This is a genomic window from Pseudomonas sp. NBRC 111130, assembly GCF_001320485.1.
In the GTDB taxonomy this organism is placed as follows: domain Bacteria; phylum Pseudomonadota; class Gammaproteobacteria; order Pseudomonadales; family Pseudomonadaceae; genus Aquipseudomonas; species Aquipseudomonas vlassakiae.
The window spans coordinates 1-12,441 of sequence record NZ_BCBG01000072.1; the positions used below are offsets into that span (position 1 = coordinate 1).

The 12,441-nt window shown below is 65.0% G+C and carries 8 protein-coding genes and 4 tRNA genes; 5 read left to right on the plus strand and 7 right to left on the minus strand.

Features of this window, described 5'->3' with window-relative positions; translation table 11 throughout:
• Positions 1-116 precede the first annotated feature (116 nt).
• The 3 genes from APH33_RS21970 to APH33_RS21980 are packed head-to-tail and all read left to right on the plus strand — an operon-like array spanning position 117 to position 2,578.
• Entirely contained in the window at positions 117-827 is a 711-nt protein-coding gene (locus APH33_RS21970; protein WP_054887161.1) for a fumarylacetoacetate hydrolase family protein, read from the plus strand.
• Positions 828-844: 17 nt separating this feature from the next.
• Positions 845-1,603 (plus strand): SDR family oxidoreductase, encoded by a 759-nt coding sequence (locus APH33_RS21975; protein ID WP_054887162.1) that lies wholly within the window; start codon positions 845-847, stop codon positions 1,601-1,603.
• Between the two features lie 24 nt (positions 1,604-1,627).
• Positions 1,628-2,578: a 2-hydroxyacid dehydrogenase gene (locus APH33_RS21980; protein WP_054887163.1), complete on the plus strand. Its 951-nt coding sequence runs from the start codon at positions 1,628-1,630 to the stop codon at positions 2,576-2,578.
• 127 nt (positions 2,579-2,705) lie between these two features.
• Here the strand turns inward: APH33_RS21980 and nirD are convergent, their stop codons facing one another.
• From nirD to APH33_RS21995, 3 genes are all read right to left on the minus strand, one after another.
• The gene (nirD, locus tag APH33_RS21985) at positions 2,706-3,068 is read right to left on the minus strand and encodes a nitrite reductase small subunit NirD (protein WP_054887164.1); all 363 of its coding nucleotides are present in this window, start codon (positions 3,066-3,068) and stop codon (positions 2,706-2,708) included.
• Complete coding sequence (nirB, locus tag APH33_RS21990) at positions 3,068-5,617, minus strand: nitrite reductase large subunit NirB (protein ID WP_054887165.1); 2,550 nt, start codon at positions 5,615-5,617, stop codon at positions 3,068-3,070. Before nirB ends, nirD begins: the two co-directional genes overlap by 1 nt.
• Positions 5,618-5,919: 302 nt before the next feature.
• Positions 5,920-9,720, minus strand: coding sequence for a bifunctional nitrate reductase/sulfite reductase flavoprotein subunit alpha (locus APH33_RS21995; RefSeq protein WP_054887166.1), 3,801 nt, complete (start codon positions 9,718-9,720; stop codon positions 5,920-5,922).
• 339 nt (positions 9,721-10,059) lie between these two features.
• On the opposite strand from APH33_RS21995, the gene map reads away from it, so the two are divergent.
• Positions 10,060-10,836 (plus strand): type I methionyl aminopeptidase, encoded by a 777-nt coding sequence (map, locus tag APH33_RS22000; protein WP_054887168.1) that lies wholly within the window; start codon positions 10,060-10,062, stop codon positions 10,834-10,836.
• A gap of 78 nt (positions 10,837-10,914) precedes the next feature.
• On the opposite strand, the gene APH33_RS22005 is transcribed toward map, so the two are convergent.
• The 4 genes from APH33_RS22005 to APH33_RS22020 form a co-directional block, all read right to left on the minus strand.
• A tRNA-Asp gene (locus tag APH33_RS22005) sits at positions 10,915-10,991 on the minus strand.
• Between the two features lie 13 nt (positions 10,992-11,004).
• Positions 11,005-11,080, minus strand: a tRNA-Val gene (locus APH33_RS22010).
• 169 nt (positions 11,081-11,249) lie between these two features.
• Positions 11,250-11,326, minus strand: a tRNA-Asp gene (locus APH33_RS22015).
• 13 nt (positions 11,327-11,339) lie between these two features.
• A tRNA-Val gene (locus APH33_RS22020) sits at positions 11,340-11,415 on the minus strand.
• A gap of 215 nt (positions 11,416-11,630) precedes the next feature.
• On the opposite strand from APH33_RS22020, the gene rdgC reads away from it, so the two are divergent.
• Positions 11,631-12,441: recombination-associated protein RdgC (gene rdgC, locus APH33_RS22025; protein WP_054887167.1), on the plus strand; the 811-nt coding region annotated here is incomplete at its 3' end.

Sequence of the window (12,441 nt, forward strand, 5' to 3'; positions counted from 1 at the left end):
AGCCGCGAAAGGGCCGGCACAGGTTACTTGGATAGTCCAAGCCGACCCCGCTTTCGTCCAACTTTGCCGGCCAGCCTCTGGCTTACGCTGGCCACTTTAGTACGGAGGATCCATCCATGACCTACCTGTTCAACCCGCCGGCCATCGTCAGCCTGCCGATCCGCGGCAGCGCTGCGCGCTTTCCGGTCGGCCGGGTGTTCTGCCTGGGCCGCAACTACCCCTGGCCGGAGTCCTACGGCCCGGCACCACAAGAACCTGTGTTCTTCATGAAACCGGCGAGCAACGTGGTCGAGGCGCTGGGCGAGCTGCCCTTCCCGCCCCAGACCAATGAGTTCTGCCACGAAATCGAGCTGGTCGCGGCCATCGCCAAGGGCGGCGCCGACATTGCCCCGGAGCATGCCCTGGAACACGTGTTCGGCTTTGCCGCCGGCCTCGACATGACCCGTCGCGACCACCAACGCAAGGCCAAGGCCGAGGGCCTGCCGTGGGAAGGCGCCAAGGTGTTCGAAGCCTCGGCACCGATGACCGCCATCGTCCCTGCCAACGAATGCGCCTTGCCGCTGGACGCATCGCTGTGGCTGCAGGTGAACGGCCAGGAGCGTCAGCGTGCCCACCTGAGCCAGCAGACCTGGGCCTTGGCCGAGGTGATCAGCCGACTGTCGCGCCAGCTGCCGCTGCGCCCCGGCGACCTGATCATGACCGGCAGCCCGCCCGGCGTGGCGCCGCTGAACCCGGGCGACACGATCCGCGCCGGCATCGATGGCATCGGCGAACTGCACCTGCGCGTCGGCCCTCGCCCTGCCAGGCAAGCGGCCAACGCCGCCTGAATCTACTGGAGCCCCACATGAGCCAAAACAAGAAAATCGCCCTGGTCACCGGCGCTGGTAGCGGCATCGGCCGCGCTGTTGCCCTCGCCCTGCTGGAAGACGGCTTCAGCCTGGTCCTCGCCGGGCGCCGCGCCGAGCCACTGCAAGCCGTCGTCGAACAAGCGCTGGCAGCGGGTGGTGAAGCCCTGGCCGTACCCACCGACGTACGCGATGAACAGAGCGTCGCACAGCTGTTCGCCACCATCGAAGAGGTACATGGGCGCCTCGATGTGATCTTTAACAACGCGGGCATCAATGCGCCCGCCGTACCGGTCGACGAGCTGCCGCTGGAGAACTGGCGCAACGTCATCGCCACCAACGTCGACGGTGTGTTCCTGTGCGCCCGTGCCGCCTTCGGCCTGATGCGCCGCCAGCAGCCGCAAGGCGGGCGAATCATCAATAACGGCTCGATCTCGGCGCACACCCCACGCCCGTTCACCGCGCCCTACACCGCCAGCAAGCACGCGGTGCTGGGCCTGACCAAGGCGCTGGCGCTGGACGGCCGCCCCTACAACATCGTCTGCAGCCAGGTGGACATCGGCAACGCCCTGACCGAACTGTCCGAGCGCATGACCCGTGGTGTACGCCAGGCCAATGGCGAGATCGCCACCGAACCGATGCTCGACGTGCGCCATGTGGCCGATGCAGTGCGCTACATCGCCGCGCTGCCGCTGGACGCCAACGTACTGAACATGACCGTGATGGCCAGCAGCATGCCCTTCGTTGGCCGCGGCTGACCCCTGTTCCTGATGGAGTGACCGATGAAACCTGAAGTCCTGCAACTGAGCCCGATCCTCATCCCGCAAATCCGTGAGCGCCTGGAACAGCTGTTCACCGTGCACCGCTACTACGAACAGGCCGACAAGGACGCCTATGTCAGCCAACATGCCGACAACATCCGCGGCGTGATCACCGGTGGCCACACCGGCATCAGCCAGGCGCTGATGGCGCGCCTGCCCAACCTCGAAGTGATAGCGGTCAATGGCGTCGGCACCGACGCGGTGCACCTGGCCTATGCCCGCGACCGTGGCATCCAGGTGACGGCGACCATCGGCGCCCTCACCGAGGATGTCGCCGACCTCGCCATGGGCCTGCTGATCGGCGTGTGCCGTGGCATCTGCACGGGTGACCGCTTCGTCCGCGCTGGCCATTGGGCCACCAGCGCGACACCGCTGGCACCGTTGCCGCTGGCTCGCCAGGTGTCGGGCATGCGCGTGGGCATCGTCGGCATGGGCCGAGTCGGCCGCGCCGTGGCGCAGCGGGCGGCGGCGTTCGGTTGCCCGATTCGCTACACCGATCTGCAGGCGCTGGAGGTGCCTTATGGTTTCGAGGCGGATCTGGTGCAGCTGGCCAAGGACAGCGATGCGCTGATCCTGGCGGCGGCGGCCGACAAGGGCGAGGCGCTGGTCAACCGCGAAGTGCTGCAGGCATTGGGCGCCGAGGGGTATCTGATCAACATCGCGCGCGGCAAGCTGGTGGATGAACCGGCGTTGATTGCGGCGCTGGAGGCCGGCGAGATCGCGGGGGCGGCGCTGGATGTGTTTGCCGATGAGCCACGGGCGCCCGAAGCGTTGTTCGAACGCGAGGATGTTGTACTGCAGCCGCATCGCGCCAGTGCCACGGTGCAGACCCGCACGCGCATGGGTGAGATGGTGGTGGCCAGCCTGGTGGATGTGTTTGCCGGGCGTAAGCCGCAGGGGTTGGTCATTTAAGTGGTCTGTACCGGCCTCTTCGCGGGCACGCCCGCTCCCACAGGGATCGCACAATGCCTAAGGGTTGCGCAGTACCTGTGGGAGCGGGCGGGCCCGCGAAAGGGCCGGTAATGGCGATGCAAGCATGTCAGGCCAGCGCCAGTTCCACCGCCCCGCCATTCAAGCGCACCGGCCACACCCGCAGCCGCTGCCCGGCATCTTCCAGGCACGCCCCACTTTCAAGGCTGAAGTGCTGCTTGTACAACGGCGCCGCCACCACCAGTTCGCCCTGCAAGCTACCCACCAGCCCGCGGCCGATGATATTGGCCCCCGACCGCGGATCACGGTTGTCGACCGCGTAAAGGCTCTGCTCCAGCTCGGGCAGGTAGAACAGCGCCACCTGCGCGCCATCGAACCACACCACCACGCCGGAGTCGGCCACCAGGTCATCGGCCCGGCACACCGTCTGCCAGTTCTCCTGGGTTTTCACAGCAGCATCGGACAGGTTCATCAGACAGCTTCCTCGACAGTTGGAATCAGGTGCAGCGCTGCAGCCGGCCGGCGTTGTTCACGCTCGCGCACGAAGTGCACGTCCGGGTCGGCGCGCTTGTCGTTGACGAAGGTGCGGAAGCGCTTGAGCTTCTCGGGGTCGTTGAGGGCGTTGGCCCATTCGCATTCATACTGGTCGACCACATGCTGCATCTGCGCCTCCAGCTCGGCCGCCAGGCCCAGGCTGTCGTCGAGGATCACCTGCTTGAGGTAGTCCAGGCCGCCTTCCAGGCTTTCGCGCCAGACCGAAGTACGCTGCAGCTTGTCGGCCGTGCGGATGTAGAACATCAGCACGCGGTCGATCAGGCGCACCAGGGTTTCGTCGTCCAGGTCGGTGGCGAACAGTTCGGCGTGGCGCGGGCGCATGCCGCCGTTGCCGCAGATGTACAGGTTCCAGCCCTTGTCGGTGGCGATCACGCCGATGTCCTTGCTCTGCGCCTCGGCGCACTCGCGGGTGCAGCCAGAGACAGCAAACTTGAGTTTGTGCGGGCTGCGCAGGCCCTTGTAGCGGTCCTCCAGGCGCAGGGCCATGGCGACGCTATCCTGCACGCCGTAGCGGCACCAGGTGCTGCCCACGCACGACTTCACCGTGCGCGTCGACTTGCCGTAGGCGTGGCCGGTCTCGAAGCCGGCTGCGATCAGTTCGCCCCAGATCAGCGGCAGCTCGTGCAGTTGAGCGCCGAACAGGTCGATGCGCTGGCCACCGGTGATCTTGGTGTAGAGGTCGTACTTTTTCGCCACCTGGCCGATCACGATCAGCTTGTCGGGGGTGATCTCGCCGCCCGGAATGCGCGGCACCACCGAATAGGTGCCGTTCTTCTGCATGTTGGCCATGAAGGTGTCGTTGGTGTCCTGCAGCGGCACCAGCGCCGGGTCCATGATCGGCTGGTTCCAGCACGAGGCGAGGATCGAGCCCACCGCCGGCTTGCAGATGTCGCAGCCGACATGGCCCTTGCCGTGGCGTTCGAGCAGTTCGTTGAAGGTACGGATACCCTCCACGCGCACCAGCCCGTAAAGCTCCTGACGGGTGTAGGCGAAGTGTTCGCACAGGCTCTTGTCGACGGTCACGCCGCGGGCAGTGAGTTCGTGGTCGAACACCTGCTTGAGCAACGCTGCGCAGCCACCGCAGCCAGTGGCCGCCTTGGTGCAGCCCTTGACCGCAGCCAGGTCGCCGCAGCCACTGTCGATGGCCGCGCACACTGCACCCTTGCTGACGTTGTGGCACGAGCAGATGGTCGCGCTGTCGGGCAGCGCGTCGGCACCGAGCGCAGGCGCACCGCCACTCTGCGGCAGGATCAGCGCTGCCGGGTCGGCCGGCAGGGCGATGCCGTTCTGGGCATATTGCAGCAAAGTGTCGTAGTAACTGTTGTCGCCCACCAGCACTGCGCCGAGCACGTGCTTGCCGCTGGCATCCACCACCAGCCGGCGATAGGCGCTGTTGGCCTCGTCGATGAAGCGGTAGCTGCGCGAACCCGGCGTGGCGCCGTGGGCATCGCCGATGGAGCCGACATCCACGCCCAGCAGCTTGAGCTTGGTCGACATGTCGGCACCGGTGAAGGCGCTGGCAGCTTCGCCCATCAGCAGCGCAGCCAGGTTGCGCGCCATGCTGTAACCCGGAGCGACCAGGCCGAACACGCTGCCGTTCCACGAGGCGCATTCGCCGATGGCGAAGATGCGTGGGTCGCTGCTGCGGCAGTGGTTGTCGATCACCACGCCACCGCGTGCAGCGATCTCCAGGCCGCAGGCTCGGCCGAGGGCATCCTGTGGGCGGATGCCGGCAGAGAACACGATCAGGTCGGTTTCCAGGTGCTCGCCGCCATCGAAATTCATGCGGTAGCGGTAGGCTTCTCCCGCGCTGATCGACTGGGTGGCACGCGACAGGTGCACGCCCACACCCAGCGCTTCGATCTGCGCCTTGAGCGCGGCGCCGCCCTCGCCGTCCAGCTGCACCGGCATCAGCCGGGGGGCAAACTCTACCACGTGTGCTTCCAGGCCGAGGGACTTCAGCGCGTTGGCGGCTTCCAGACCGAGCAGGCCGCCACCGACCACCACGCCGCGGCGCGCCTGGCCGGCAGCAGCGCGAATGGCATCGAGGTCGTCGAGGGTGCGGTAGACCAGGCGGGCGTTGCCGCTGGAGCCTTCGATCGGCGGCACGAACGGGTAGGAACCGGTGGCCAGGACCAACTGGTCATAACCGTAGCGGCCCTCGGCAGTCACCACCTCGCAGCGTTCGCGGTCGATCTCCAGCACCGCTTCGCCCAGGTGCAGGTGCACGCCGCTGTTGCCGTAGTAGTCCGGCCCGCACAGGGCCAGGGTCTCGGCACAGCTGCCGGCGAAGTACTCCGACAGGTGCACGCGGTCGTAGGCACGTTGACGTTCTTCACCGAACACGTGCAGCTCGAACCGCTCAAGGGCGCCGCGTTCGACCAGCTGCTGCACGCAGTGGTGGCCGACCATGCCGTTGCCGACGATGACCAGTCGCTCTCGTTGCCTGCTCGCTGTTGCCTTCATAAGCCGATCCTCGATCAAAAAAAAGGCGCCTGGAGCCGAAGCTCCAGGCGCCTTTGCCTGTATTCATCACGGTGGGTGGCCCGGGTTGATCGCCGTTGATCAGTGGGCTTTGTTGTATCAGGGATAAAGCAGGGACTGTGCCAATTGGGTTGCCTGTACTGGCCTCTTCGCGGGCAAGCCCGCTCCTACAGGGACCGCCAGGGTTCAGCAGCGAGGTGAACCTGTGGGAGCGGTCTTGCCCGCGAAGAGGCCAGCACAGCCAATGCACATTTCAAGTGCAGCACTCCCCATCCTGGAGCACATCAATACACATCGCGCCGGTACCGCTTGGCCTTGCTCAACGCCTCGACATAAGCATCGGCATCCACCCCTCCGTGCACGGCAATGACTTCACGCAAGGCCGCATCCACATCCTTGGCCATGCGCTGCGCATCGCCACACACATAGAAGTACGCCCCCGCCTCCAGCCACTGCCACAGCTGCGCACCCTGTTCGAGCATGCGCTGCTGCACATAGACCTTCTCGGCCTGGTCCCGCGAGAACGCCGTGTCCAGGCGCAGATGCCCGCTCGCCTGCCAGGCCTGAAGCTGCTCCTGATAGTAGAAATCCGTGGCCGCATACTGTTCGCCGAAGAACAGCCAGTTCCCGCCTTTGGCACCCTGTGCCTCACGTTCTTCGAGGAAGGCACGGAACGGCGCGATGCCGGTGCCGGGACCGACCATGATCACTGGCACGTCGTTGTCCTCGGGCAGGCGGAAGTGCTTCGATACCTGCGGGAAGATCGCCACCTTCAGTGACTGCGCCCGATCGGCGAGGAAGGTGGAGCACACACCCTTGCGCTCGCCATAGCGCACCGTGGAAACGGTCAGGTGTACCTGGTCCGGATGAGCCAATGGGCTTGAGCTGATCGAATACAGGCGCGGCTGCAGCGGCTTGAGCAGATCGAGCCAGGTGGCCAGCGGCAACTGCTGAGGGAACGCCCGCAGCACGTCGACCAACTGCCGGCCCCACAGCCAATCCTGCAGTTGCGCCTTGCACTCGGGTTGCAGCAGGTGCTGTAGCTCGGCGTAATGCGCGCTGAAAACCTGCAGTTGCTGCGGCGTGACCTTGGCAATCTCCAGACGGGTTTCCAGAGCCTCGACCAGTGGCATCAGCGGCTGCCCCTTCAGTTCCACCACCGCCTGGCCATCGAGCTGCGTCAGCGCCAGCAGTTCGTCGACCAGTGCCGGACAGTTGCGCGGCCACACGCCCAGGGCATCGCCGGCGGCATAGGTCAAACCGCTGCCGGACAGGTCGAACACCAGTTGGCGGGTTTCCTTGCTGGCACCCGGACCGTTGAGCAGCTGATTTTCCAGCAGCGGGGCCAACCACGGTTGCTGCTTGTTGTAACCCGCGACTGGCGCCGACTGGCTGGCCGGTGGTGGCGAGCTGGCGCAACCGAGCTCCGCCAGCAGGGCTTCGAGCCAAGCGGCGAAGGCCTCATCGAAATCCGGTTCGCAATCGACCCGCTGCAACAAGCGGCGCCCGCCCAGTTCGGCCAGGCGCTGGTCGAGCTTGCGGCCAAATCCACAGAACTGCTCGTAGCTGGAATCACCCAAGGCCAGCACGGCATACGGCAGCTCCGCGCAGCAAGCGCCCTGCTCACCTTGCAGGGCCTGCCAGAACGCCGTGGCGCTGTCGGGCGCATCACCGTCACCGAAGGTGCTGGTGATCAGCACCACACTGGCGGCGCCTTGCAGCTGCCGGGGGTCGACCGCTGCCATGCAACTGAGCTGCACCGCCAGGCCAGCACCACGCAGGTGCTCGGCACAGCGCTCGGCAAGCGCTTCGCCAGTGCCCGTCTGCGAAGCCCACAGCAACTGGTGGCGCGGCCCGCCGAGGCCTGGCGTTGCGACTGGCTGGGCGGGCTGCATAACAGCGCCGTTCAGCTCCAGGGCATCGATGCGCGCACTGGCGACCCGCTCCAGGGCCACGGCGCAATGTTTGAATGCCGGCTGAAGCGACAGTGGATCGACTGCATCGCAAGTAACGGCATTGATCGCCAGCTGCTCGCCGATCAGGTCGTTCCAGTGGAACGGCGCAAAGCAGTTGCCGGGCATGACCCGGTCGCTGATGCGCGCCGGCAGCACGGCCTGGCCGCGACGTGAGCGAATGGCGACCTGATCCTTGTCTACGATGCCCAGGCGGGCGGCATCATCAGGATGGATTTCAACGAAGGGCCCAGGCTCCAGCCTGTTCAGCGCCGGCACCTTGCCAGTCTTGGTCAGGGTGTGCCACTGATGCTGCACGCGGCCGGTATTGAGCACCAGCGGGTAGTCGGCGTCGGGCAGTTCGGGCGCCGGCAGCCAGGGCCGGGTGAAGAAGCGCGCCTTGCCGCTGGCGGTGGGGAATGCCAGGGCAGGCGCATTGCCTTGCGCATCGCGCAACAGAGGCTGGCTGCTGCCGTCGTTGAGGTAACGCAGCGGGCTGCGGTCATCTTCGCAACCCGGTGCACAGGGCCATTGCCGTGGGCTTTGGCGCAACTGCTCATAGCCGATGCCGCGCAGGTCATAGCCGGTTGCCGGGTTCCAGAAACGCCGAATCTCTTCGTATACCGCCTCGGCATCCGGGTAATCGAAGGCCTCGGCGTAGCCCATGGCGCAGGCGACCCGGGCAATGATCTGCCAGTCCGCCAGGCTTTGGCCGGGCGCCTGAACTGCCTGAGGCATCAGCGTCAGGTTGCGTTCGCTATTGATCATCACGCCCTCGCCTTCGGCCCACAGCGCGGCGGGCAGGAGGATATCGGCGTAGCGGTTGGTTTCGGTGTCGAGAAAAGCGTCCTGGGTGATTACCAGCTCGGCCTGGCGCAGGCCGTCGATCACTTGTTGCCGGTTGGCGACGCTGGCCACCGGATTGCTGCAGATCACCCAGCAGGCTTTCACCTCGCCGGCCTTCATCTGCTCGAACAGCGCGATCGTGCCCTCACCCGCTTCGCTGCGCAGGCTGCCCGGTTGCAGGCGCCATTGCTGCTCGACGAAGGCGCGGTCCGCCGCCACCAGCGCCGAACGCTGGCCCGGCAGGCCCGGGCCCATGTAGCCCATTTCGCGGCCGCCCATGGCATTGGGTTGGCCGGTCAGCGAAAAAGGCCCGCTGCCGGGGCGGCAGATGGCGCCGGTGGCCAGGTGCAAGTTACACAAGGCGTTGCTGTGCCAGGTGCCGTGGACGCTCTGGTTGAGGCCCATGGTCCAGCAGCTCATCCACTCCCCGGCGGTGCCGATCCATTCTGCAGCCCGGCGGATGTCGGCTTCGCTCAAGCCAGTGATGGCGGCTACCCGCGCCGGGGTGTAATCGTCGAGGAAGGCCGGCAGCTCGTCCCAGCCTTCGGTGTAACGGGCGATGAACGCGGGGTCGGTGTGGCCGTTGTGGTGCAGCAGGTGCAGCAGGCCGTTGAGCAGCGCCATGTCACTGCCGGGGCGCAGTTGCAGGAACAGGTCGGCCTTGTCGGCCGTGGCGGTGCGCCGTGGATCCACCACGATGAGTCTGGCCCCGGCCTTGAGCCGGTCCAGCAGGCGCAGGAACAGCACCGGATGGCAGTCAGCCATGTTCGCGCCGATCATCAGGAACACCTCGGCACGTTCGAAATCCTGGTAGCTGCCGGGCGGGCCGTCGGCGCCGAGCGACAACTTGTAGCCGCTGCCGGCACTGGCCATGCACAGCCGTGAGTTGGACTCGATATGTCGCGTGCGGATAAAGCCCTTGGCCAGCTTGTTGGCCAGGTACTGGGCTTCCAGCGACATCTGCCCGGACACATACAGCGCCACGGCGTCCGCACCGTGTTGGTCGATGATAGCGCGCAGGCGCTCGCCGGCCTGGGCAATGGCCTGGTCCATGCTGCTGCGCGCCGGCTGCTGGCTGCGTTGCTGGCGGACGAAGGCGTGCTCCATGCGCCCGGCGGCGGTCAGTGGCAGGTGTGCGGTGAGGCCTTTGGTACACAGGCGGCCGAAGTTGCTCGGGTGCTGCTTGTCGCCGCTGATCTTGCTGACCTTGCCGTCCTTGATGCTCATGACGATGCCGCAACCGACGCCACAGTAGGGGCATACGCTGCGTACTTCGCTTGTGGCCATGGGCGGTCTCCCCTTTCTGGAACGCAAAAAGGCGCCGGCTGCCCGGGCTTGCAAAGCAAGCGGGGCAACACGGCGCCTTTGTCGTGAGGTTTCTGGGCTGTCGACGTTGATAGCCCTGGATAGCAGTCAGTCAGCAATTTGTGGGCCAGCTGTACCGGCCCTTTCGCGGGCACGCCCGCTCCCACAGGTACTGCGCAGTCTTCAAACTTGTGGAGGTCCTTTGGGAGCGGGCGTGCCCGCGAAGAGGCCGGTACAGGCAACCGCACCATGCGGTGGCAGCAACAAGGCCCATGGCGCTATGCTGGGGCACTTTCCGGCAAGAGCTACAGCCCGCATTCCATGTCCAAGGTGATCCTCAAGACCCCTGCCCAACTCGAACTGATGCGCAATGCCGGCCGGCTGTTGGCCCAGGTGTTCGCCGAACTCGACAGCTTCATCCGCCCCGGCGTGACGACGATGCAGATCAACGACCGCGCCGAGGCATTCATCGTCGATACCCTCAAGGCACGCCCGGCGAGCAAGGGCCAGTACGGCTTCCCCTACTCGCTCAACACCTCGGTGGACCATGTGGTCTGCCATGGCATCCCCAAAGTCGATGAAGTGCTGAAGCAAGGCTCGATCATCAATGTCGACATCACCCTCGAACAGGGCGGTTACATTGCCGACTCGTCGAAGATGTACAGCATCGGGCCAATCAGCGAAGACGCACAGCGGTTGGTCGACATTACCTATGAGGCGCTATGGGAAGGCATCGGGCAGGTACGCCCTGGGGCGACGCTGGGTGACATCGGCCATGCCATCCAGGCTCATGCCGAAGCGGCTGGCTACAGCGTGGTACGCGAATACTGCGGCCATGGCATTGGCCAGCAGATGCATGAAGGGCCCGAGGTGCTGCATTTCGGCCTGCGTGGCATGGGCATGAAGTTGCAACCGGGCATGGTGTTCACCATCGAGCCGATGATCAACCAGGGTGGGCGCGGGACGCGGACGCTGAAAGATGGCTGGACGGTGATCACCCGCGACCACTGCCTGTCGGCACAGTGGGAACATACGGTGGCGGTGACTGAGGATGGGGTCGAGGTGCTGACATTGCGGGATGAAGAGCGTAGCCGGTAAGCGCTCAAACAAAAAAAGCGACCTAAGGTCGCTTTTTTTGTTGCTTCCGGGTGTTCAGTGGGCCCTGGAAGCGGAATATGGCGCAGCGGACGGGACTCGAACCCGCGACCCCCGGCGTGACAGGCCGGTATTCTAACCGACTGAACTACCGCTGCGCTAATCAACGAGTGGTGGGTGATGACGGGATCGAACCGCCGACCCTCTGCTTGTAAGGCAGATGCTCTCCCGGCTGAGCTAATCACCCATTCGTCTCGGTGAGGCGCGCATTCTACGGATGAACCAGCAGCCTGGCAAGCCATTGAAGCAACTTTTTTGCAAAATCACCCAGCGCAAATTTCAGGCACAAAAAAAGCGACTCTAAGGTCGCTTTGTTTGTTACTTCCGGGTGTTCAGTGGGCCCAGGAAGTGGAATATGGCGCAGCGGACGGGACTCGAACCCGCGACCCCCGGCGTGACAGGCCGGTATTCTAACCGACTGAACTACCGCTGCGCTATACATCGAGTGGTGGGTGATGACGGGATCGAACCGCCGACCCTCTGCTTGTAAGGCAGATGCTCTCCCGGCTGAGCTAATCACCCTTCGTCTCGGTGTGGCGCGCATTCTACGGAGGGGCTGTTACCCTGGCAAGCATTTTTTTATTTTTTTTCAAAAAAAACTCCAAGCCTTTCAAAGACCTAGCGCAGCCGGGGCTTTTCCTCCGTTATCGGGCCTGCTGGCCCTCTGACAGGGTTGGCCTCGGAGCACTGCTCGGAGAATAATGCCCGCCTTATGCATTAAGGAGAGATTGCCCCCCATGTGGTTCAAGAACCTGCTGTCCTACCGCCTGACCCAGGAAGTACCGTTCGAGCCTGAAGCGCTGGAAGCCGCGCTGGCCACCAAGCCAGCCCGCGCCTGCGCCAGCCAGGAGCTGACCACCTACGGTTTCATCGCGCCGTTCGGCAAGGGTGAAGACGCTCCCCTGGTGCACGTCAGCGGCGAATTTCTGCTGGTTGCCGCGCGCAAGGAAGAACGCATCCTGCCGAGCAGCGTGGTCAACGATGCCGTGAAAGAGAAGGTCGAAGAGATCGAGACCGAGCAAATGCGCAAGGTCTACAAGAAAGAGCGCGACCAGATCAAGGACGAGATCATCCAGGCCTTCCTGCCGCGCGCGTTCATCCGCCGCTCGATGATCTTCGCCGCCATCGCCCCGCGCCTGGGGATGATCCTGGTCAACTCGGCCAGCGCCAAGCGCGCCGAAGACCTGCTGTCGACCCTGCGCGAAGTGATGGGTTCGCTGCCGGTGCGCCCGGTGACCGTGAAGATCGCACCCACTGCGACCATGACCGACTGGGTCAAGTCGCAACAGGCTGCCGAAGGCTTCTACGTGCTGGACGAGTGCGAACTGCGGGACACCGCCGAAGACGGCGGCATCGTGCGCTGCAAGCGCCAGGACCTGACCAGCGAGGAGATCCAGCTGCACCTGAGCACCGGCAAGGTGGTTACCCAGCTTGCCCTGGCCTGGCAGGACAAGCTGTCGTTCGTGCTTGACGACAAGATGGTGATCAAGCGCCTGAAGTTCGAAGAGCTGCTGCAGGAACAGGCCGAACAGGACGGTGGCGAAGAGG